Source organism: Micromonospora sp. LOL_015 (assembly GCF_048060275.1).
GTDB lineage: Bacteria > Actinomycetota > Actinomycetes > Mycobacteriales > Micromonosporaceae > Micromonospora_E.
Map to the genome: position 1 here is coordinate 63,634 of NZ_JBHMIO010000006.1, position 20,968 is coordinate 84,601.

At 71.6% G+C, this 20,968-nt stretch carries 23 protein-coding genes; 10 read left to right on the forward strand and 13 right to left on the reverse strand.

Annotated features, from left to right (window positions below):
* Positions 1-2 precede the first annotated feature (2 nt).
* Together ACFHWU_RS08250 and ACFHWU_RS08255 are read left to right on the forward strand one after the other, a co-directional pair.
* A complete protein-coding gene (locus ACFHWU_RS08250; RefSeq protein WP_416590216.1) occupies positions 3-1,829 on the forward strand; it encodes an HSP90 family protein in 1,827 nt (608 codons plus the stop codon).
* Positions 1,826-3,397 (forward strand): YbjN domain-containing protein, encoded by a 1,572-nt coding sequence (locus ACFHWU_RS08255; protein ID WP_416552866.1) that lies wholly within the window; start codon positions 1,826-1,828, stop codon positions 3,395-3,397. The genes ACFHWU_RS08250 and ACFHWU_RS08255 overlap by 4 nt, the downstream gene beginning before the upstream one ends.
* On the opposite strand, the gene ACFHWU_RS08260 is transcribed toward ACFHWU_RS08255, so the two are convergent.
* The 9 genes from ACFHWU_RS08260 to ACFHWU_RS08300 form a co-directional block, all read right to left on the reverse strand.
* Positions 3,354-3,728 carry a DUF2784 domain-containing protein gene (locus ACFHWU_RS08260; protein WP_416568149.1) on the reverse strand — a complete coding sequence of 125 codons (375 nt, stop codon included), beginning with the start codon at positions 3,726-3,728 and terminating at the stop codon, positions 3,354-3,356. The genes ACFHWU_RS08255 and ACFHWU_RS08260 overlap by 44 nt on opposite strands.
* Before the next feature lie 132 nt (positions 3,729-3,860).
* On the reverse strand, positions 3,861-5,423 hold the full coding sequence (locus tag ACFHWU_RS08265) for a S1 family peptidase (protein ID WP_416552870.1): 1,563 nt from the start codon (positions 5,421-5,423) through the stop codon (positions 3,861-3,863).
* A gap of 176 nt (positions 5,424-5,599) precedes the next feature.
* Positions 5,600-5,797, reverse strand: a complete 198-nt coding sequence (locus tag ACFHWU_RS08270; protein ID WP_416552872.1) for a DUF397 domain-containing protein — start codon at positions 5,795-5,797, stop codon at positions 5,600-5,602.
* Positions 5,798-5,887: 90 nt separating this feature from the next.
* Entirely contained in the window at positions 5,888-6,805 is a 918-nt protein-coding gene (locus tag ACFHWU_RS08275; protein WP_416552874.1) for a helix-turn-helix domain-containing protein, read from the reverse strand.
* 93 nt (positions 6,806-6,898) lie between these two features.
* Complete coding sequence (locus ACFHWU_RS08280; RefSeq protein ID WP_416552876.1) at positions 6,899-8,587, reverse strand: ribonuclease J; 1,689 nt, start codon at positions 8,585-8,587, stop codon at positions 6,899-6,901.
* Positions 8,584-9,507, reverse strand: coding sequence for a 4-hydroxy-tetrahydrodipicolinate synthase (gene dapA, locus ACFHWU_RS08285; RefSeq protein WP_416552878.1), 924 nt, complete (start codon positions 9,505-9,507; stop codon positions 8,584-8,586). The genes ACFHWU_RS08280 and dapA overlap by 4 nt, the downstream gene beginning before the upstream one ends.
* A 60-nt stretch (positions 9,508-9,567) precedes the next feature.
* On the reverse strand, positions 9,568-10,323 hold the full coding sequence (gene thyX, locus ACFHWU_RS08290; protein ID WP_416552880.1) for an FAD-dependent thymidylate synthase: 756 nt from the start codon (positions 10,321-10,323) through the stop codon (positions 9,568-9,570).
* A gap of 86 nt (positions 10,324-10,409) precedes the next feature.
* Entirely contained in the window at positions 10,410-10,988 is a 579-nt protein-coding gene (locus ACFHWU_RS08295; RefSeq protein ID WP_416552882.1) for a DUF2752 domain-containing protein, read from the reverse strand.
* A 90-nt stretch (positions 10,989-11,078) separates the two neighbouring features.
* Positions 11,079-12,314: a winged helix-turn-helix domain-containing protein gene (locus tag ACFHWU_RS08300; protein WP_416552884.1), complete on the reverse strand. Its 1,236-nt coding sequence runs from the start codon at positions 12,312-12,314 to the stop codon at positions 11,079-11,081.
* A gap of 176 nt (positions 12,315-12,490) precedes the next feature.
* Here ACFHWU_RS08300 and ACFHWU_RS08305 point away from each other — a divergent pair, with 176 nt between their 5' ends.
* Positions 12,491-12,769, forward strand: a complete 279-nt coding sequence (locus ACFHWU_RS08305) for a YggT family protein (RefSeq protein ID WP_416552886.1) — start codon at positions 12,491-12,493, stop codon at positions 12,767-12,769.
* Between the two features lie 6 nt (positions 12,770-12,775).
* Here ACFHWU_RS08305 and ACFHWU_RS08310 read toward each other — a convergent pair whose 3' ends face one another.
* Positions 12,776-13,240 carry a MaoC family dehydratase gene (locus ACFHWU_RS08310; protein WP_416590217.1) on the reverse strand — a complete coding sequence of 155 codons (465 nt, stop codon included), beginning with the start codon at positions 13,238-13,240 and terminating at the stop codon, positions 12,776-12,778.
* Positions 13,241-13,348: 108 nt separating this feature from the next.
* On the opposite strand from ACFHWU_RS08310, the gene ACFHWU_RS08315 reads away from it, so the two are divergent.
* Positions 13,349-13,924, forward strand: coding sequence for a GNAT family N-acetyltransferase (locus tag ACFHWU_RS08315; RefSeq protein ID WP_416590218.1), 576 nt, complete (start codon positions 13,349-13,351; stop codon positions 13,922-13,924).
* 372 nt (positions 13,925-14,296) lie between these two features.
* Here the strand turns inward: ACFHWU_RS08315 and ACFHWU_RS08320 are convergent, their stop codons facing one another.
* Positions 14,297-14,719: a hypothetical protein gene (locus tag ACFHWU_RS08320; protein WP_416590219.1), complete on the reverse strand. Its 423-nt coding sequence runs from the start codon at positions 14,717-14,719 to the stop codon at positions 14,297-14,299.
* On the opposite strand from ACFHWU_RS08320, the gene ACFHWU_RS08325 reads away from it, so the two are divergent.
* From ACFHWU_RS08325 to ACFHWU_RS08345, 5 genes are all read left to right on the forward strand, one after another.
* Positions 14,699-15,535, forward strand: coding sequence for a hypothetical protein (locus tag ACFHWU_RS08325; RefSeq protein ID WP_416590220.1), 837 nt, complete (start codon positions 14,699-14,701; stop codon positions 15,533-15,535). The genes ACFHWU_RS08320 and ACFHWU_RS08325 overlap by 21 nt on opposite strands.
* A 50-nt stretch (positions 15,536-15,585) precedes the next feature.
* Positions 15,586-16,062: a GNAT family N-acetyltransferase gene (locus ACFHWU_RS08330; protein ID WP_416590221.1), complete on the forward strand. Its 477-nt coding sequence runs from the start codon at positions 15,586-15,588 to the stop codon at positions 16,060-16,062.
* 316 nt (positions 16,063-16,378) lie between these two features.
* Positions 16,379-16,759 carry a hypothetical protein gene (locus tag ACFHWU_RS08335; protein WP_416590222.1) on the forward strand — a complete coding sequence of 127 codons (381 nt, stop codon included), beginning with the start codon at positions 16,379-16,381 and terminating at the stop codon, positions 16,757-16,759.
* Positions 16,756-17,520: a GOLPH3/VPS74 family protein gene (locus ACFHWU_RS08340; protein ID WP_416590223.1), complete on the forward strand. Its 765-nt coding sequence runs from the start codon at positions 16,756-16,758 to the stop codon at positions 17,518-17,520. Before ACFHWU_RS08335 ends, ACFHWU_RS08340 begins: the two co-directional genes overlap by 4 nt.
* A complete protein-coding gene (locus tag ACFHWU_RS08345; RefSeq protein WP_416590224.1) occupies positions 17,517-18,164 on the forward strand; it encodes a GNAT family N-acetyltransferase in 648 nt (215 codons plus the stop codon). The genes ACFHWU_RS08340 and ACFHWU_RS08345 overlap by 4 nt, the downstream gene beginning before the upstream one ends.
* 63 nt (positions 18,165-18,227) lie before the next feature.
* Here the strand turns inward: ACFHWU_RS08345 and ACFHWU_RS08350 are convergent, their stop codons facing one another.
* Complete coding sequence (locus tag ACFHWU_RS08350) at positions 18,228-19,472, reverse strand: glycosyltransferase 87 family protein (protein ID WP_416552900.1); 1,245 nt, start codon at positions 19,470-19,472, stop codon at positions 18,228-18,230.
* A gap of 31 nt (positions 19,473-19,503) precedes the next feature.
* On the opposite strand from ACFHWU_RS08350, the gene ACFHWU_RS08355 reads away from it, so the two are divergent.
* Positions 19,504-20,082: a GNAT family N-acetyltransferase gene (locus ACFHWU_RS08355; protein ID WP_416590225.1), complete on the forward strand. Its 579-nt coding sequence runs from the start codon at positions 19,504-19,506 to the stop codon at positions 20,080-20,082.
* Positions 20,083-20,133: 51 nt separating this feature from the next.
* Here the strand turns inward: ACFHWU_RS08355 and dapB are convergent, their stop codons facing one another.
* The gene (dapB, locus tag ACFHWU_RS08360; RefSeq protein ID WP_416553152.1) at positions 20,134-20,898 is read right to left on the reverse strand and encodes a 4-hydroxy-tetrahydrodipicolinate reductase; all 765 of its coding nucleotides are present in this window, start codon (positions 20,896-20,898) and stop codon (positions 20,134-20,136) included.
* Positions 20,899-20,968 lie beyond the last annotated feature (70 nt).

Here is a 20,968-nt window from a genome sequence, read left to right on the forward strand (position 1 = left end):
GGATGGAACACCGTTTTCAGGTCGACCTGCGCGGCATCGTCGACCTGCTCAGCCACCACCTGTACGCCAGCCCTCGGGTGTTCGCCCGGGAGCTGGTGCAGAACGCCACCGACGCGATCACCGCCCGGCGCGAGGCCGAGCCCGGCTGGGCCGGCGGTACCGTCCGGATCGAGCCCACCGCCGACGGTGGCCTGCGGGTGCACGACGATGGCATCGGCCTGACCGAACCGCAGGTGCACACCTTTCTGGCCAGCGTCGGGCGTACCTCCAAACGAGACGACCTGGGCTTCGCCCGGCAGGACTTCCTCGGCCAGTTCGGCATCGGCCTGCTGTCGTGCTTCATGGTCGCCGACACCGTCGAGGTGGTGACCCGGTCGGCCCGGGGCGGACCGGCGGTGCGCTGGATTGGGTACGCCGACGGGCGCTACACCACCGAGGTCGACGACGCCGCATGCGAACCGGCCGGCACCACCGTCACGCTGCGTCCCCGCGCCGACGCCGGGCACTGGCTGGCCGCCGACCAGGTCCGTGACCTGGTCCGCGACTACGCCCGGCTGCTGGACGTCCCGGTGCTGTTCTGCCCGCCCGGAGGCGAGCCGGTCCGGCTGACCGAGCCGCAGGCCCCGTGGGAAGTGGTCCACACCGACCCGGCGGCCCGCCGGGAGGCGCTGCTGGACTACGGTGCGACGCTGCTCGGTGCCCGACCGATGGACGTGATCGACCTGCGGGTACCGGAAGCCGGGCTGGTCGGTGTCGGCTTCGTGCTGCCGTCGGCGTCAACGGTCAGCCAGGGCGGGCACCGGGTCTACCTGAAACGGATGCTGCTCAGCGACGACGCCAGCAAACTGCTGCCCGAGTGGGCGTTCTTCGTCCGGTGCGTGGTCGACACCTCCGTGCTGCGCCCCACCGCCAGCCGCGAGGCGCTCTACGAGGACGACCTGCTCGGCGCAGTCCGCGACGGGCTCGGCGAGCAGATCCGCAGCTGGCTGCTGGAGCTGTCGGTCAGCCAGCCGGAACGGCTCGCCGCGTTCCTGCGGGTGCACCACCTCGGGGTCAAGGCGCTCGCCGTCCGCGACGACGAGATGCTGCGGCTGGTCGACTCGTGGCTGCCGTTCGAGACCAGCCGGGGGATGATGCCGCTGCGGCTGTTCCGCCAGCATCTGGCGATGGTCCGGTACGTGGAGACGGTCGACGAGTTCCGGTCACTGGCCGCGATCGCGTCCGCCGCCGGTACGCCGATCGTCAACGCCGGCTACGCCTACGACGCGGAGATCCTGCAGCGCCTGCCCCGGCTGGACCCGGCGATCCGCACCCGCCGGCTGGACCCCGGTGAGCTGGCCGCCCGGTTGGAGACCCTCTCGCCGGGGCAGTTGGCGGTGGCGGAGACCTTCCTGGCCACCGCCCGCACGGTGCTGGCCGAACTGGACTGCGTACCGCAGTTGCGGCAGTTCGACCCGGTCACGGTGCCGGCCCTGTACGTCCTTGGCCAGGCCGCCCGCGAGCAGGACAGTGTGCGCCGTGCGGTGGCCGGCTCCGACGAACTGTGGTCGGAGGTGCTGTCCGCGTTCGCCGAAGTCGACGTCGACCACCGCCCGGAGCTGGTCTTCAACTGGCGGCACCCGCTGATCCGCCGGCTCGCCGGGCAACCGGCGGGAGCGGCGCTACGCAACGCCGTCGAGGCGCTGTACGGTCAGGCGCTGCTCGCCGGTCACCATCCGTTGCGGGCGGTGGACAGCGCCGCGCTCAACCGGTCCTTCCTGGCCCTGCTGGACCAAGCCTTCACCGACCCGGCCGCCGGGCCGGGCACCCCCACCGAGGAGACACCGTGACCGCCAAGGAGCTGGTCCAGGCGCTGGACGAGGCCACCGACCTGCCCGACGGCGACGGCAAGATCGCCGAGCTGGAACGGATCGCCGCGCACGCCGACGCGGCCGGGCAGGCACGGATCGGCTTCGACGCGCGGATGGCGCTGATCGAGACGTACAACCACCACACCGAACGCTGGCGGATGCTGCCGGCGTTCGGCTGGTGCCTGAGCACTTTCGACCGTTATCCGGAACTGTTCGAGCCGTGGGACGCCGAACTGCTGCGCTGGTACCACAAGTGGGCGGTCGCCACGCTGCGCGGCACGCCCCGGGTGGGTCTGGCGCAGACCCGGGCCGCGCTGGACGACATGGAACGCCGATTCACCGCCAGCGGGCAGAGCCTGCAGGCGGTGTACAACCTGCGCTGCAAGATCGCCGACCACGTCGGCGACGAGGCTCAGGCCCGGCAGTGGCTGGACCGGTGGCGCACGGCCCCACGAGACGAGAACAGCGACTGCGCCGGCTGCGACCCGTCCCGCCAGGCCGAGCTGCTCGCCGGCTGGGGTGAGTGGGAGGCGGCGCTGGCGATCGTCGAACCGGTGCTCAGCGGTGCGGTCGGCTGCACCGAGCAGCCGGAGAAGGCACTGGTCACGGTGATCATGCCGTACCTGCGGCTGGGCCGGTACGCCGACGCGGCGCAGGCGCACGTGCGGGCGTACCGGCGGCACCGGCACGAACGCGACGCCTTCCCGTACCTGGCCGAACACCTGCGGTTCTGCGCGTCGGTCGGTCAGCACCAGCGTGGCCTGGCGATCCTCACCGAGCATCTGGAATGGTTCGACCGGCCGTACGACGACGCCTCGGCGATGGAGTTCGCCGCCGCCGGTGCCCTGGTCTGCCGGCTCGCGGCCGCCGCCGGCCACGGCGACGAGACGATCCACCGGCCGGAGTACGGCGACCGGCCGGCCGCCGACCTGCCGGTGGCCACGCTCGGTTCGCAGCTGGCCGCCGCCGCCACCGAGCTGGCGGGCCGGTTCGACACCCGCAACGGCACCGACCACCAGTCGCGCCGGATCGCCGGCTGGCTGGCCGCCGAGCCGCTGACCGACGCCGTCGAGCTGCCGGCCGATCAGCCGACCACCGGCGGCGAGATCGGGGTACCGCCGGCGGGCGGCACCCAGGACGTGGTTTCGCCGTTGACCCTGGAAGGCATCACGGCGGCGCTCAACGAACGCGGCGACCGGTACTTCGTCGACGACAACGGGGTGGTCGGCGGCAAGTGGGGCCACGCGGTGATCCACTTTGAGCGGCTCGGCGAGCAGCAGCGGGTGCTGCACAGCCGGGTGTTGGCCGACCGGCGGCTGCCGGCAGACCGACTGGCCGAGGCGTACCGGTTCTGCAACTCGTGGAACCACGACCGGCTGCTGCCGAAGGTCTACGTGCACGACACCGGGTCCGGCGAGCTGATTCTGGCCGGCGACGTCAGCACCGACCTGGCCTACGGGGTCAGCGGGGCGCAGCTCGCCGCGCTGGTGAACGCGGCGGTGATCACCGGGGCGCAGTTCGCCGACGCCGTCGCCGAACTGCCCTGAGCACCCCGGCCCAGCTGGCCACGACGACCGTGGCCAGCACCAGCCGGGCCGCCCAGGCGTACTGGTCGGGGTAGATCACCCCGGTCAGGTAGCGCTCGACGAACCCCTCGTCGAAGCCGACCTGGCCGGCCCGGCGGCGGGACCAGTGTTCGGCCACGGTGAGCGGGCAGCTCAGGTTGGCCGCCACCACCAGCACTCCCCAGCCCGCCGCGGTCACGTGCAGCCAGACCGTCCGCGGCCACCGCCAGGCCAGGAACCCGCCGACCGCCAGGTAGGCGAGGAACCCGAAGTGTGCCGTCAGGATGACGGCGGTCAGCAGCTCGTAGCCCATGGTGACCTCCCCGTAGGTCAGGCTACGAGCGCCGGGTAGCGGTCGACAGGGTAGGCGTACTCAGCGGGTGCGACGGGGAGTGCGCCGTCCCCGGGGAGGGCGGTCCCCGGGGACGGCGCGGCAGGTGGCGGGTCAGTTCACCGAGAACCCGAGGAAGTAGCCACCCACGCCCTGACCGGCCTCAACCCGGTATCGGTAGGCACCGGCGGGGCCGGAAAAGTTCAACCGGGTCACCGCGGTGCCGGCGCGGTCGCCTTGGGCGACCGTGCGCCAGCCGTCGGCGGTGAAGCGTTGCAGCGTAAGCCGGAAGGCCGCACCGGCCGGCGTCTGCAGGCAGGCGCTGTGCCGTCCGGCACCGGCCCGGAAGAACCGTCCGTCCGGCTGAATCTGCCGGCCACCGGCCCGGGTCAGTTCGCCGTCACGCAGCACCGTGTGGTCGGCGCACGGGCTCTGCGGCGGGTCCGCCGGCTGGGTCGGCGCGACCGTCGGTACGCCGGTCGGCGCGCCGGTCGGCGGGGCCGCACCGTCCTCGGTGGTGACCAGGGTCAGGTTGTTGACCTGCAGGATCTCGGCCAGCGGCTGGAAGAAGGTGACGCCCCCGGTGCGGCAGTTGCCGGAGCCGCCCGAGGTGACGCCCTGCGCCTGGTCACCGGAGAGCCAGGCACCGCCGGAGTCGCCGGGTTCGGCGCAGACGTCGGTACGGGTCAGCCCGCTGACCGCACCCTCCGGATAGTTGACTGTGACGTCCTTGGCCCGGATCACACCGCACCGGGTTCCAGTGGTGGACCCGGAGCGGCAGATGCTGGCACCTACCGGCGCTTCCACGCTACCGGCGACCGGCAGGTTGTTGCCGTTGAAGTCGTTGACCACCGGCTGCGGCGTCCAGTCGTCGCCGACCGCGACGAACGCCCAGTCGTCGCCGGGGAACGACGACGTCTGGAACACGCCCTGCGCCTGCTGGTTGAACCCGGCGGTGGTGTCGCCGGGCCGGCCGCAGTGCCCGGCGGTGACGAAGCCGCCGACCACGGAGAAGCCGACCGAGCACCGTCCACCGGCACCGATGAAGTACGGGTCGCCGCCGCGTACGTCAAACAGCGGCACCGGCGCCTCATCGGAGGCGTCCACCCGGACCGCGTCGGCCGGCACCCCGGCGGTGGCGGCGAAGTCCCGGGCGGCAGACTGCGCGCCGGGCCGGGCGAGCAGCACCACGGTGTTGTCCGCCAGGTCGACGTACCAGCCGGCCAGGTCGGGGCTGGCGGCATCGCCCACCCGGTCCAGGCTCTCCTTCACGCCGGTCAACTGCTGCTGGCTGCGGGCCACCAGGCGAGCCTCGGCACCGGCGGCGCGGACCCGGTCCAGCTGTGCGGGGTCGGTCACCGCGACGACGAGGTCGGCGCCGTCCTGGCTGATCCACGCGCCCGCGTAAGCAGCGTCGAGGTCGTCGCGCAGGACGTCGACGGTACGGGTGGCCCAGCGTTCGGTGGCCAGCCGGGTCCGGGCGTCCGCCGCGCTGCCGCCGAGGTCGCGACGCAGCGCGTCGACGAGGTCGTCGTGCGCGGCGGCCGGCTGGCTGGTGGCGTCACGGCTAGCGCCATCGGTCGGGTCGTCGCCGGCAACGGCCGGCAGGGTCACCGCGGCGAGCACTCCGACCGCGGCGGCGGTGAGTCCGGCGGTGACAATCCGTCGGCGTCGCATCCGTACCTCCTCTGCGGCTGGCGTCGAACAGCCGCCGGCAGGTGGTACGGAGGACGTCGGTCGCCGGATCGACCCGTACGGATGCCGAATGTCACAGCCGGGTTGGTGAACCGCCCGGGGCCGCGCCACGTACGAACCCTTGGCCGAGTCGGTGGGAGGCGGCCTCCACCCGCCTCCTACCGGCCGGCGAAGTCACCTCGGGTGACCCCGCGCAGGAACCGTCGCCACTGCTGCCGGTCGACGTCCAGCCAGGGCCCGTCCGGCTCGGCCGAGTCGCGCAGCGCCACGTCGCCGGAGGCGGTCACGGTGGCTTCCAGGCACGCGTTGGTGTCGCACCGGCTACTCCGCCACCAGCCGCGATATGTCTGCATCATAGCTTTTTCTCCGATTCAGGCTTCATGCCGATTATTGGGCATTTGCCTGTTGTAACGCTGCAGCTAACCCGGCCGATACGCGACCGGAACTCACCCACCGACGGACGGGGCCTCCGCGACCGGCAGATCGGCGGTCAACGCCGCCGTCCGCTCGGTGATCAACCGGGCTGAGGTCGCCTCGTCGTGGGCCGAGTCCCAGATGTGCGCGAAGTAGTCGCGGTGCCGGCCGATCCGCTGCGCAGCGTGGACGATCTCGTCCAGCAGGATGCCCTCGCGGTAGAGCAGCGCGTTCTCCTCGTCGCCGAAATCGAGCAGCGTGAACGGCGCCAGCATCGCCATGATCGCCGCGTCGGCGAACGGCACGATCCGCACCCGCACGTTCGGTCGCCGCGCCACCCGCAGCAGGGCGGCGAACTGCCCAGCCATCACCCGCGGCCCGCCGATCGTGCGCCACAGCACCGACTCGTCCAGCACCAGGTGGAACTCCGGCGGATCGGGTCGGTCCAGCACCTGGTCACGGCGCCGCAGCCGGGCCTCGAGCCGCAGTGCCCGGTCGGCCTCCGGCAGCTCGCTACGCCAGAAGTTCAACACGAACTCGCCGTACTCGCGGGTCTGCAGCAGCCCCGGGATCAACGTCGGCTGGAACACCCGGATGGCGCTGGCCTCGCCCTCCAACTGCAGCAGCTGCAGCATCGCCGGAGTCAGGTGCTCCCGGTAGCGCGGCTCGTCCCACCAGCCCCGCAACCGGGAGGTACGGGCGTCGCGCAGCAGCCGCTCGGCCCGGTCGGCGTCCACCACGCCGTACAGCTCCAACAACGCCCGCAGATCGGTGGTCGAGACCGAGACGCTGCCCTTCTCGATTCGGTTGACCTTGGAGACCGACCAGTCGAGGGCTTCCGCCACCTTGCCCTGGGTCAGCCCGGCCGACTCCCGGGCGCGGCGCAGTGCGAGTCGGAGCCTGCGCCGCGCCGCCGCAGGGGACTCGCCGGAGCCGGGATCGCCTGGCACGCCAGCCTTCTCGTCACGACCAGTGGGTAACTGTCCGACCAGTATGCCCGCCAGCCGGCCGCCCGGTCAGCCCCGGCGGGCCTCAGGACGTCTTCAAACCTCCACCACGGTCGGTACGATCATCGGCCGGCGGCGGTACGCGTCGTTGACCCAGCGGCCGACGACCCGGCGGACCACCTGCTGCAGCTGGTGTGGATCGGTGATGCCGTCGGCGGCGGCCCGACCCAACGCCTCGGTGATCAACGGGACGACCGCGTTGAACGCCTCCGGGTCCTCGGAAAAGCCCTTCGCCGACACGGTCGGCCCACCGACCACCTTGCCGGTCACCGAGTCGACCACCACGGTCGCCGCGATGAACCCGCCGTCGCCGAGGATCCGCCGCTCGGTCAGCAGCGACTCGCCGACGTCGCCGACCGCGAGACCGTCAACGTAGACGTACCGGCTCTTGACGTGCCCGACCAGGGTGGCGTGCCCGTCCACCAGATCGACGACGTCGCCGTCCTCGCAGAGCACCACCCGCTGCGGGTCGAGACCGGACTCGATGCCGAGCCGGGCGTGCGCCCGCAGGTGCCGCCACTCACCGTGCACCGGCAGCAGGTTGCTCGGCCGCACCACGTTGAGCAGGTAGAGCAACTCCCCCGCCGGCGCGTGACCGGAGACGTGCACCTTGGCGGTCTCCTTGTGGATCACGGTCGCCCCGGCCCGGGCCAGCTGGTTGATCACCCGGTAGACCGAGGTCTCGTTGCCCGGCACCAGCGAACTGGCCAGCACCACGGTGTCGCCGGGCGCGACGGTGATGTGCCGGTGGTCACCGGTTGCCATCCGGCCCAACGCGCTCATCGGCTCGCCCTGCGACCCGGTGGACATCAGCACGATCCGGTCCGGCGGCAGCGCCGTCGCCTCGTCCAGCCCGACCACCAGGCCGGCCGGGATCCGCAGCAGACCGAGGTCCCGGGCGATGCCCATGTTGCGCACCATCGACCGGCCGATCAGCGCGACCTTGCGGTCGTACTCGTACGCCGAGTCGATCACCTGCTGCACCCGGTGCACATGGGAGGCGAAGCTCGCCACGATAATCCGGCCGGTGGCCTTGCCGAAGATCGAGTCGAGCACCGGCCCGATGTCGCGTTCCGGGGTGACGAAGCCGGGGGTCTCGGCGTTGGTCGAGTCGGACAGCAGCAGGTCTACGCCTTCGGCACCGAGCCGGGCGAAGCCGGCCAGGTCGGTGATCCGCCCGTCCAGCGGCAGCTGGTCCATCTTGAAGTCACCGGTGTGCAGCACCAGCCCGGCCGGGGTGCGGATCGCCACCGCGAGTGCGTCCGGGATCGAGTGGTTCACCGCGAGGAACTCGCACTCGAACGGCCCGATCCGTTCCCGCTGACCCTCGCGTACGGTCAACGTGTAGGGCTCGATCCGCCGCTCGGCCAGCTTCGCCTCGACCAGCGCCAGGGTGAACTGGGAGCCCACCAACGGAATGTCCGGTTTGTGGGCGAGCAGGTACGGCACCGCGCCGATGTGGTCCTCGTGGCCGTGGGTCAGCACGATCGCCTGGACGTCGGCGAGCCGGTCCAGGATCGGGGCGAAGTCCGGCAGGATCAGGTCGACCCCGGGCTGCTCCACATCCGGAAAGAGCACCCCGCAGTCCACCACCAGCAGCTTGCCGTCGAACTCGAAGACCGTCATGTTGCGACCGATCGCGCCGAGCCCGCCCAGCGGGATCACCCGCAGCCCGCCCGGTGGCAGCTGCGGCGGCAGGTCCAACTCCACGTGTGCCTGGCTCACGGCAGCTCCAGTCCGGCGTCGGCGCAGTCGGCCCGCAGCTGGTCCAGCTCGGCGTCGGTGGCCTCGACAAGTGGTGAGCGCACCGGACCGGCGGGCAGGTCGAGCACCCCGAGCGCCGCCTTGACCAGGATCGTGCCGGGACTGCGGAAGATGCCGGTGAACAGCGGCAGCAACCGGCGGTGCAGGTCCAGCGCGGCGGCGTGCTCGCCAGCGACGTACGCCTCGATCATCTGCTTGGTCAACGCACCGGTCAGGTGGGTCGAGGTGCCGACCAGCCCGACGCCGCCGATCGCCAGCGTCGGCAGGGTGAGCGCGTCGTCGCCGCAGTAGAACGCCAGGTCGGTGCGGCCGGTCACCCAGGAGGTGGCGGCCAGGTCACCCTTGGCGTCCTTGACCGCGACGATCCGCTCGTGCTCGCCGAGCCGCGCCAGGGTCTCACTGCTCATCGCGATACCGGTGCGGTGCGGGATGTCGTACGCCATCATCGGCAGCCCGGTCGCGTCGGCGACCTCGGTGAAGTGCCGGACCACCCCGGCCTGCGGCGGCTTGTTGTAGTAGGGCGCGACCACCAGCAGCCCGTGCGCGCCGACCTTCTCGGCGGCGACCGCCAGCTCGACCGTGTGCCGGGTGTCGTTGGTGCCGACACCGGCGACCACCCGGGCCCGGTCCCCGACCGCGTCGATGACGACCCGGAGCAGTTGCTCCTTCTCAGCGTCGGTGGTGGTCGGCGACTCGCCGGTGGTGCCACTGATCACCAGGGCGTCGTTGGCCTGCTCGTCGACCAGGTAGCTGGCCAGCCGGGCGGCGCCGTCGAGGTCGAGCGAGCCGTCGTCGTTCATCGGGGTGACCATGGCGGTCAGGAGTCGCCCGAACGGGGTCGGTGTCCCCGCCCCGGGACCGGCTAGGTGGTGCTGCGTCATACGGACAACCTATCGGACGGCCGCACCGCGTTCTCAGCGCTGGTGGTGCGGGCCGGCGGCCTACTCCCCCTGCCGGGTGTACGGGCTCGCGGCAACCTCGCTGCCGTCGGCAAGCTGGCTGATCTCGAAGTCGGCGAAGACGCTCGGCGCCACCCGCTGCAACTGCCGCAGGCACTCCACCGCCAGGTCGCGGATCTCCACGTCGGCGTGCTCGGTGGCCCGCATCCCAATGAAGTGCCGCCACGCGCGGTAGTTGCCGGTGACCACGATCCGGGTCTCGGTGGCGTTCGGCAGCACCGCCCGGGCCGCCTGCCGGGCCTGCTTACGGCGCAGCGTCGGGTTGGGTTCGTCGACAAACCGCTTCTCGAGACCCTCCAGCAGCTCGGTGTAGGCCCGCACGCTCGCCTCGGCCGCGGCGACGAACTGCTGGTGCAGCTCGGGATCCTCGGCGATCACCGCCGGCTCGACCATGGCGGCGTCGCGCTCCGGCACGTACCGCTGGGACAGCTGAGAGTAGGAGAAGTGCCGGTGCCGGATCAGCTCGTGGGTCAGCGACCGGGAGATCCCGGTCAGGTAGAACGTGACACTGCCGTGCTCCAGCACCGACAGGTGACCGCTGTCCAGAATGTGCCGCAGGTAGCCGGCGTTGGTGGCGGTCGCCGGGTTGGGCTTGCGCCACGACTGGTAGCAGGCGCGGCCGGCGAACTCGGCCAAGGCCTGACCGCCGTCGGCGTCGGTCGACCAGTCGACGTCGGCGGGCGGTTGGAACTGGGTCCAGGCGATCAGCGTGACCTGCGGCGACACGATTTCCGGCATTTCTCGGACTCTAGTTGCCGGCCGGCACGACGGGCAAACACGGCGTCCACCGGGCCGGGCCGGCCCGCAGGGCAGGCCGCCCTGGGTCAGACGTAGAACCAGCTGAACGGCTCCCACGGCAGGTTGCGCAGCACCGCGAACGCCAGCCAGACGCCCAGCGACCAGCCGACCGTCGTCGGGCTGAACGACAGCTGCGGCAGCCGCCAGCGGAACAGCTGCTGGCCGACCCAGGCCAGGTAGACGTAGAGCAGGAACGGGACGGCGAACACCACCAGCAGGTGGTGCCGGGCGGCAGCGCCGAGATCACCGTTGAGCAGGTACCAGACCGCCCGGGTCCCGCCGCAGCCCGGGCAATCCAGGCCGGTGGTCAGCTTCAGCAGGCAGCTGGGCGCCGCCTCCGCGCTGCTGGTCGTCGGGTCGGTGATCACCGTGTAGCCGGCCGCCGCGCCGATGCAGCCGAGCACCGCCAGTGGGGCCAGCCAGCGCGGCGACCGCGCCCAGAGCCGGTTGACCAGGCGGGTGAACCGGTCCGGTTGGGCCTGCGGCTGGTACGCGTACTGCTGGTGATAGTGGGAGTGGGCGTCCGGGTAGGGACCGGCGTCGCCGGTCGGTGCCGGCCCGTCGCCGACGGGCCGCTGCACCGCCACGCCGTCTGGACCCGCCATCCGTCACGCCTCCCTTGATGCCGATCGTCCCACCGTACACTGGCCGGTCCCGCCGGCTCAGCCGACGACCACGCCCGCGCGGACTCCCGGTCAACCGGCTGCCACGGCGCCGTGCAGTGCCCGGGTGAGCGGCCCGGCCAGGTCTCCGGCGGTCGGTGCCGCGACCTGCGACAGGCCGAGCCAGCCGGCCAACCGGATCAGCTCGTCGGCCAGGGCGGTCGTGGTCTGCTCCGGGTCGGTGCTGGCACCGGGCACCGGCCAGGCGGCCGGCACCCGCAGCACCCCGGCGGCCCGATCCGCCTTGAGGTCGACCAGCGCGGTCAGCCGGTCGCCGTCGAGGAACGGCAGTACGTAGTAGCCGTGCACCCGCTGCGCGGCCGGCACGTAGATCTCGATCCGGTACCGCAGCCCGAACAGCCGCTCGGTGCGGACCCGCTCCCAGACCACCGGATCGAACGGGCTGAGCAGCGTGGCGGCCCGGATCCAGCGCGGCAGCCGGGCCTGGTGGTGCAGGTAGGCGGGCTGTGACCAGCCCTGCACCCGGACCGGGCGCAGAACGCCGTCGGCGACCAGGTCGGCGACGACCGGCCGGACCGCCGCCGCCGACAGCCGGAAGTAGTCACGCAGCTCCGGCTCGGCGGCCACGCCGAGGCAACGGGCGGCGACCTCGACCAGCTGCCGGTGCGCCTGCGCCTCGGTCGGCGTCGGCGCGGCGATGACCCGGGGCGGCAGCACCCGCTCCGGCACGTCGTAGCGGCGGGCGAAGGTGCTGGTCCGCCCGGCGGAGCTGATCTCGCCGGCCCAGAACAGGTACTCCAGGGCGGTCTTCACCGCCGACCAGTTCCACCCCCAGTTGCCGCTCGGCCGCGTCGTGTCCTGCTCGATCTGCGCGGCGGTGACCGGGCCGCGCGCGCGGACCTCGGCCAGCGCCCGGTCGACCAGCTCCGGCTGCTCGACGGCGATCCGCCGGATGCCGCCCCAGGCGTCGTCGCGGGCGCGGGCCATCCGCCAGCGCAGCGCCGGCTGCAGGTCGACCGGGATCAGCGACGCCTCGTGGCCCCAGTACTCGAACAGCTCCCGGGGGGCGTGCCCGGCGGCCCGGTCCAGCAGGTCGGTCGGGTACGGGCCGAGCCGGCTGTACAGCGGCAGGTAGTGGGCGCGCTGCAGGACGTTGACCGAGTCGATCTGGATCAGGCCGACCCGGTCCAGCACCCGGCGCAGGTGCCGACGGGTTGGCACCCCGGCCGGTGCGGGGTCGGTGAAGCCCTGGGCGGCCAGCGCGATCCGGCGGGCCTGGGCGAGCGAGAGACTGTCTGGTACGGGCATCGCCAGGCAAGCTACCGCCCCGGTACGACATCGACGGGAGGTGCCGGCTCACCCGGTTACCGGGCGCGGCCGATCTTCGGCCGATCGGGCCGTCCTCCGCCCGGCGATTCACAGCGACCACACACGATCGCCAGGCATAGTGGAACGCTCACCGGTCGTCCTGGAGGTCTGCTTCGATGGGTCCCCTGCTCGCACTCCTGAGCCTGCTGCTGCTGGTTTTCCAGCTGCTGCTCATCGCCCGCGCGGTTCTCGATTGGAGCACGGTGCTGGCCGGGCCGAGCCCGCGCGACTCGCTCCGCTCCCGCGCCACCTCCGCTCTGCACACGGTCACCGAGCCGGTGCTCGCCCCGGTCCGGCGGGTGCTGCCGCCGTTACGCGTCGGCGGCACCGCCATCGACCTCTCCTTCATCGTCGTCTTCGTCGCCATCGTGCTGATCCGAGCCCTGCTGCCGTGACCGGGGTCAGCGCTGCGCTGCCACCAGCAGCCGGCTGACCGTCTCGGCGACGCAGACCGGCCGGTCACCGGTGTCGGCGGTCACGGTCACCGACATGACCGTCTGTACACCGCCGACGACCGGCTCGACCGAGGCGATGACGGCTTCGGCCCGTACGGCGGACCCGGTGTGCACCGGAGCCGGGAACCGGACCCGGTCGAGCCCGTAGTTGATCCTCGTCCGCACCCCGTCCACCTGGTAGAGCCGGCGCATCAGGGCCGGGATCAGGGAGACAGTCAGGAATCCGTGGGCGACCGTGCCGCCGTACGGTCCGTCGACCGCCCGGTGCGGGTCGGTGTGGATCCACTGATGGTCGTCGGTGGCCTCGGCGAACTGGTCGACCCGGGCCTGGTCGACCGGGAACCAGTCCCCTGGCCCGAGCGACTCGCCCACGGCCCCGGCCAGGTCGTCGACGGAGGCGAAGATCCTCATCTGGACAGTATCCCAACCGGGTGGACGCGTGGCGGTGTCGGCCGGGCCCAGCCGACACCCGGCCGGCGCTGCTGGACGTCGGTTGTGAAACAGGATAGAACTCCCCATATGCCAGAAGTCAGGCAGGAGACTCCGGAGGACGCCGACGCGATCGCCGGGATCCACGTGCGCGCGTGGCAGGCCGGCTACGCGGGCCTGATCCCCGCCGACGTGCTCGACCGGCTCAACGTCGCCGCCTGGGCGCAGCGCCGCCGCGACGTCGGCACCGCCGACCCGGAGCAGCCGTTCCGCACCCTGGTCGCCACCGAGGGCGAACAGATCATCGGGTTCAGCACCTTCGGCCCGTACCGGATCGACCAGGACCGGGACCAACTCGATCCGACATACGGCGAGATCGTCAGCATGTACGTCGACCCCGTCCACTGGGGCACCGGGGTCGGTCGGCTCCTGCTCACCGCATCGATCGCCGGGATGACCGGGCAGGGCTGGCGCACGATGCGGCTGTGGGTGCTCGACGGCAACCAGCGGGCCCGGCGGTTCTACCAGGCGGCCGGGTTGCGCCCGGACGGGGAACGCAGCGTCTACCAGGTGCCCCGCTTACCGGGGCAGACCCCGGTCGGGCTCGACGAGGTGCGCTACCTGGCCCGGATCGCCGGCGACCGGATCCTCACCCTGGCCGGTTGACCGGCGATCGGAAGAGTTCGTCATCCGTGCTACGAGGGCCATGAGAGCCCGCCAGGGGTCGGCCGGGCCGGTCCACCGCAGTCCCATCCGTGAATCTCGTGAACTTTGACGAGTGGGTCGCTTGCGGACAGCCGCCGGTACCACTCACTCGGTAGCTTGCGGTGGGGACACCGACACGCGGAGGTTCTGGTGGACGGGGCGTCGGCAACGCTGGTCGAGCTGTTGCAGCATGCGGAGTGGGGGCCAAGACAGTTTGTGGCGGCGATCAATGCCAGGCTCTCCAGTCAGGGGCGGGATCGACTCCGGCTCGATCCGACGGCTGGGTACGCCTGGGTCCGACGTGGGTTCTGCCCTCGGCAGCCCATTCCGGACCTAGCTGCGGCTGTGCTCTCCGAACGGCTCGGTTACCCGGTTTCCGTAGCTCAACTGTGGCCAGGGCGAGGCGGCACGGCGACCCGGCAACAGTCGGCAGTCGATGACCTCGGCTCGATGGCGCATCTTGACGATCTGCTGCGTGAACTCGGCCGACTCGCCGTCACCACACCCGCGCCGAGCAGCCCGATCGCTGATGCGTCTGGCGCTGACCTGACGGCTGTGATCCTCGACCAGCTCCGGGGAGCTGTCCTCGCGGCGCGGAATCGGACCGGTCATGAGCACGTGCTCGCGGAGCAGGTGGACCTGATCGCAGCTCATGTCGCGGCGTTGCGCCAACTCGACGACCGCCAAGGCGGCGGCACGTTGAGTCTTCGATACGTCACGGCAGAGCTGCGCAACGTGGTTGATCTCGTCAATCACGCGAACTATGACGCGGCGACCGGCCGGCGACTGCTGGCCATCGTCGCCGATCTGGCACAGCTCCTGGGCTGGCTACACTTCGATTCCAGTCGCTACGGCTCTGCCGAGCGGTATCTGCTGCTGAGCGTCGGCGTGTGTCGGGCGTCCGGTGCGAGCGACCGGGCGGCCAACGCCATCGGGATGCTGAGCTACGTGTCGGCTTTCGCCGGCCACGGCGCGCACGCTGTCCGGCTGGCGGAGGCTGCCGCCGCTGAGGGGCGTTCCCCATACCGGCGGTTGCGGGCTCGGTTGTTGGGACGAGAAGCCACCGCTGCGGCAGCTGACGGGGACCTGTCCAGGTTTCGTCGGTCCGCCGATCGGGCTATCGAAGCGCTCGACCCTGGTCAGGATTCTGCGGAAGCGTCGTTCCTCTACTACCTGAGTCCGGAGCAGCTCACTGCCGAAACCGGGCAGGGACTGGTCGTCCTCGCGGAGCGGACCACCGCGAATCGCAGCCGGCTCCTCGACGAGGGGATCAACCTGTTGACGGGTGCCGTCACCACCATGATCACTCCACGCCGGGCCGGTGGTGCGCCTCCGTATGCACGGTCCGGCCTGCTGCACCTCACGTTCCTCGCCAGGGCGCACCTCCTCCGCGGCGACGCGCCGGAAGCCGTGGCGGTCATGCGGGTCGGCCTGGGGCTGCTGCCGCTGGTGCAGTCGCCACGCGGGCGAAGCTACCTCCGAGGGCTCCGCCCGATGCTGGCCCGTCGATCCCGCTCCGCACCGGTAGCTGAATTCCTTCCGGAGTTCGATGCGGCATTATCGAGGATGTGAGGAACAGTCACACCGCGCTCCCTGCCGGGTTTGCTCTGCTCGAACGCAGCGTGCAGCACCCGGACGCGGCGCTCCTGCTGCGCAGCTTCTACCAGGAGCAGGTTGGCCGGTACGGCTTCGCTGAGCCGGTGACTCTTGACCCGGCGGCGTTCGCTGCTCCGAACGGCATCTTCCTCGTCGCCTACGGGCCGGGCGGTCCGGTCGGCTGTGGTGGTTGCCGCTGGTACGAGCGGGACACCGGCACGGTCGAGATAAAAAAGACGTTCCTCCTTCCCGAGGCACGCGGCCTCGGGATCGGACACGCGCTGTTGACCTGCCTCGAAGATCAGGCGGCCAGGTGGGGTGCGCGGCGAGCAGTCCTCGAAACCGGTGTACGCAACACCGACGCGCTTACGTTTTTCGCCGAGCGCGGTTATCAGCCAATTGATGCATACGTTGCTGGCCGCGATCCGGCGATCAACAGGGCATTTATGAAGTGGTTGTCTCCGGTCTCCGAGCCGGCAGTCGAGCGGGCCACCTCCCGATAGCGATCACTCATCATCCTCCCGGTTGAGCAAATCGCCGCGTTTGAAGTTCACGTAGTTCACCCGCTACTCCAATCATTCCCGGCATTCACGGCTCGGGCGCATTCCCAGATCGTTTCGATACTGGTCGACTGAATCTGCGACCCGCTCTCACATCATCGACGCCGTCGCGGGGTGAACGGATCGCACGATCAAACACCGAATTCGCGTCTGCTCTTGGAGGAGCGTTGTGGATTTTGTTTGCAGCCGTGGCCGGTTCTCTCGCTGGCGTAGTGGGTGGGTTCGTGTTGTGTCGGTGTCGGCACCGGTGGTGTCCGGTGTGCGGGCAGACGTTGACCTGCCCGGACTGCACCGCCCCGATCGACCGGACCTGGGGCACCGCACCACCGCCTCCGCCGCAGTCGGACCCACGCGGGCGGCGGTGGCGCAACCAAGCCGGGGCACAGCACCGGTGACCGGGCTGGACGACGTACTGCACGTGCCCGTACGGCCGGTCTGGTCCTGTTCGGGGTGCGGGCCGCACGTCGACTGGCCGTGTGAGTACGCGCGGGCCGAGTTGACCGCGAACCTGGACCCGATCTCCCGCAGCATGTACGCGGCCGAACGGATGGTCGAGGCGATCGCCGACCTGCCGGCCGAGGCGACGCCGGGGGAGATGTTCACCCGGTTCCTGGCCTGGACGAGGCGGGCCGGCCGGTGACCGTCTACCGCACCTGCACCCGCGACTGGTCCACCACCTCACCCGCAGCGGCACCGGCGGCGCTGGCGGAGCCGGCCGTACCGTTGCCGCCCGCCGGTCGGCTCGCCGACGAACTGTTCCTCATCGCCCACGACGACGTCACCGGCAAGCCGTGCGTGCCGACCAGGGTCGTCGGGCGTGGGCTGGCCGCCGCGATGCTCGCCGACCTGGCCCTCGTCGGCGCGGTCACGGTCGCCGCGACCGGCAGCGTCGTCACCGGCACGGCCGCGCCGGGTGCCGTCGACCCGTGGGGGCGGACGGTGCTGCGCTGGATCGACACCGACGCGCCACACCCACCGGCCACCTGGATCGACCGGCTCGCCGGGCACGCGTACCGCACGGTCGCCGACCGGCTCACCGTCGCCGGGCTGGTCCGGCCGCGTACGGTCCGCCGCTGGTGGTGGCGTCGGGACACCGTCTACCCGCCGGTCGACACGAACGTCGCGGCCTGGCCGTGGGCGCGGCTGTCGATGCGGGTACGCCGCCACACCCGCCTCAGCGTGCACGACAGCACGTTGGCCCGACTCTGCCTGGCGACCGGACTCGGCGGCCACATCCTCGGCGCGGACACGTTGACCGCCCGCCGGCAGCTCCGGCAGCTGCTCACCCCCGTACCACCGGGGGTCGACCAGCTGGTGCGGCATCTTGCCGCCGCCGACGGACGAAGCCGGCACAGTCAGCACGGCCGACGGAGCCGGCACGGCCGACAGGGCCGGCGGTGACCGCGACCGCCGGCCCCGCCGGCACCGTGCGGATACGGCGGGCCGGGGTCGACGACATACCGCGCCTGGCCCGGATGCTCGTCGACGCGTTCGTCGACACCCCGGACGCCCGGTGGCTGATCCGAGACCGGGCGCGACGGCGCGACGTCTACCAGCGGCTCTGCCCCGGTCTGCTGGCCCACGCGATGACCGCCGGCATCGTGTACACGACCGTCAATCTGGCCGCAGCGGCGCTGTGGCTGCCGTACCCGATCGCCCACACCACCACCGACCGGCAGACCGCCCGGCTACGACGCATCACCGGCCGCCACGCCGACCGGTTCCTCCAACTCGCCGCCCTGCTGCACACCCACGCCCCGCGCCAACCACACACCTACCTGGCGTACCTCGGGGTGGCACCGCACCGGCAGCGCAATGGCATCGGCGGCGCGCTACTACGCCAAAGACACCGGATCTGCGATACCGCCGGCATCGCCAGCTACCTCGTCGCCACCAGCCCCGCCGCCCGCGACCTCTACCTACGCCACGGCTACCGACCCACCACCCGACACCCACTGGCGTTACCCGACAACGGCCCGCCACTGTGGCCGATGTGGCGGCAGCCGCATCCGACCAGCCCAACCACCGGCGGCGCGGCACGATGACCCGCGCGCGACATCGAGGTGACGCTGGCGCACGTCATATTCGCGTCTTGACGTGCGCCAGCCTCACCTCGATGTGATCGGTCGACCGGCGGCCGGTGCCGGCCAGCGGGCGGACGGGTCCAGTTCGCGCACCGGCAGGAACAGCAGCAGCCCCAAGCTGACCCACACGTACGCGTTGCTGCCGACGAAGCCGGCCGGGTTGGCGGCGTCGGACTCGCGCCAGATCCACACCAGCCGGCTGATCAGCAGCAGATAGCCGACCACGGCGAAGCCGAGCAACGCCCGGCGCCGCCGACTGCCCCGCGACGCGGCCAGCCCGTTGTCCACCAGCAGAATCAGCGCCGGCAGCAACCACACCAGATGATGCACCCAGGTGACCGGGCTGACCAGGCAGCCGACCACGCCGGTCAACGCCAGCCCGGTCGCCTCGTCACCGGCGGCGACCGCGCGGCGGCACCGCCACGCCCACCAGATCAACGTGACCAGCACCAGCACCAGCCAGGCGACGGTACTCGGATGCAGTGGATCGATCCGGGCGACGACGCCGCGCAGCGACTGGTTCGAGACGAAGTCCAGCGCACCGACCCGGTCGGTGTTCCACAGCGCCTGCGTCCAGAACTCCCGGGACGCGTCCGGCGCGACCGCCGCCGCGACCAGGGTCGCCACGGTCGCCGTACCGGCGGCGGTGACCGCCGCCCGCCACCGCCGGGTGACCAGCAGATAGACGATGAAGATGCCCGGGGTCAGCTTGATCGCCGTAGCCAGGCCGACTCCGACGCCGGCGAACCGGCGCCAGCGCGGCGGCACCGGCGACCCGGCCGCGACCAGCCACAGCAGGTCGGCCGCGACCAGGACCAGCAACAGCGTGTTGACCTGGCCGAAGTTCACCGTCTCACGCATCGGCTCGTACGCGGCCACCAGGCAGGCAGCGACCGCGAAGGCGAACCAGCGGGTCCAGCCCTCGCGGCGGGAGATCGGGTCGACCAGCCACCACAGCACCAGCGCGCTGGTCACCACGGCGAGCGTCACGCCCACCACGATCGCCAGATGCCACGGCAGGACCGCCATCGGCGACATCACCAGCGCGGCGAACGGCGGATAGGTGAACCCGTACTGGCTGAACGGCTTCATGTAGTCGTAGAGTTCGCCACCGTCGCGCAGCCAGTGGTGCATCGCGCCGTAGTAGACCTTGAGGTCGAAGAAGCCGTGCCGTTCGGCGGCGACGGCGAGGAAGGCGGCGACGACGACCGCGAGGACCGCGACGATCGCCACCCGCCGACCGGTGCCTTCGGCGGCCCGCTGCGGCATGGCCGCCCCCCTGTCCGTACGCTGACCACTCATGGCGCTCGGATATGTCCGTCCTGCCCGACCGGGCGACGCTGGTGAGATTGCCCGCATCCAGTTGACCACCTGGCGGGTCGCCTACCGGCGACTGCTGCCCCGGCAGGTGCTCGACGAGGTGGACGAGGACTGGCTGGCGCAGCGGTGGGACGCGGCGATCAATGATCCGCCGTCGCAGCGGCACCGGGTCCTGGTCGCCGTCGAGCAGGCCGAGCAATCCTATCTGGTGGGCTTCACCGCGTCCGGCCCGGCCGACGAGCAGGCCCTGGCTCCAGAGGAACCGGCCGAGGCGCTCGGTGACCGGGTCACCGCCGTCACCGACCTGCTGGTCGAGCCGCGCTGGGGCCGGCGGGGACACGGCAGCCGACTGCTCGCCGCCGCCGTGGACCTGTGGCGCACCGACGGTTTCGACACCGCGCTCGCCTGGGCGTACGAACGGGACCCGGCGACCCGCAAGTTCCTCGGCTCCGCCGGCTGGGAGCCGGACGGAGCGACGCGGGCGTTGGACGTGGCCGACATGCTGGTGCTGCAGCTGCGGCTGCATGTGGCGGTCCCACCGGCCGCCGAGGAGCAGTAACCCGGCCAGCCGCAGGAACCGGCAGGACCGGCAGCAGGACCCAATAGGGAATCAGTCGAGCAGGCTGTCCAGTCCGACGGTCAGGCCGGGGCGGCGCGTCACCGCCCGTACCGCCAGCAGGACGCCGGGCATGAACGACGCCCGGTCGTAGGAGTCGTGCCGGATCGTCAGGGTCTCCCCCGCCGTTCCGAACAGCACCTCCTGGTGCGCGACCAGGCCGGCTGCCCGTACCGAGTGCACCCGGATCCCGTCGATGTCCGCGCCCCGCGCGCCCGGCACCTCGGCGGTGGTGGCGTCCGGCATCGCGGCCGACCCGGCGGCGGCCCGGGCCGCCGCGATCACCCGCGCGGTGTGCCCGGCGGTGCCGCTGGGCGCGTCCACCTTGGCCGGGTGGTGCTGCTCGATGATCTCGACTGACTCGAAGTGCCGTGCCGCCTTCGCCGCGAACTGCATCATCAGCACCGCGCCGATGCCGAAGTTGGGGGCGATCACCACGCCGACCTCGGGCTTGTCGGACAGCCAGGAGCGGACCAGGTCGAGGCGCTGATCGGTGAACCCGCTGGTCCCGACGACCACGTTGATCCCCTGGTCGATGCACCAGCGCAGGTTGTCCAGCACCGCGTCGGGGTTGGTGAAGTCGACGACCACCTCGGCGTCGGCGTCCGAGGCGTCGGACAACCGGTCACCCTCGTCGATCGTGGCGACGAGTGCGAGACCGTCGGCCCCCTCGACCGCTCTGCAGACCTGCACGCCCATCCGGCCACGCGCCCCCAGCACACCGACCCGGACGGGCTCGGCGGACGGCCGGGCGGCCACCTCGGAGCCGCCCGGGGAGGCTGTCACATTCGTACCGTATTCGCTCACCGGCACAACCTATCCCACCGGC